The organism is Phytoactinopolyspora endophytica, assembly GCF_004138495.1.
Taxonomy (GTDB): domain Bacteria; phylum Actinomycetota; class Actinomycetes; order Jiangellales; family Jiangellaceae; genus Phytoactinopolyspora; species Phytoactinopolyspora endophytica.
In genome coordinates this window covers 230846-231293 of the sequence record NZ_ML142858.1, presented here as the reverse complement: position 1 = coordinate 231293, position 448 = coordinate 230846, and the positions used below count along the sequence as shown (strand labels likewise).

At 67.6% G+C, this 448-nt stretch carries 1 pseudogene; it reads right to left on the bottom strand.

Annotation, left to right across the window (positions count from 1 at the left end):
* A pseudogene (locus ELR45_RS35550) lies at positions 1-448 on the bottom strand (cell wall metabolism sensor histidine kinase WalK); the annotation flags it as partial.

Genomic DNA, 448 nt, shown 5'->3' with positions numbered 1-448 from the left:
GCGCTGTGCCCGAGTAGCCGTATCGGGCGCAGCACACTGCGGGACACCAGGAGCGCGAGGATGACGGCCAGGGGTAGTGCGGCGACGATGGTCAGGGCGACGACGCGGGTCCACTGGTCCAGCTGGTCCTGGGTCGGCTGCAGATCCTCCACCACGTAGACGTCGATGCCGGAGTCTCGTTGCCGGCCGTCGATATCGGTGAGCAGGATCGGAGCTGCCATCAAGAGCTTTGCGCCGGAGTCGTCGACGACCCGTTGCACGGCGAACCGGTCGCCGTCGGCGACGGCGTCTCGCATCTGGTCGCTGATCAAGCCCAGGGTGCTTCCGGAGGCAGCGGTCAGATCCTCGAAGGTGACCATCGCGTCCTCGCCGAGTGAGGTACGCAGCCGGTCCAGGGTCTGCTGGTCCGGCGGGTAGCTCACCTCGGGCGCCAGCTGGGTGATCTGGT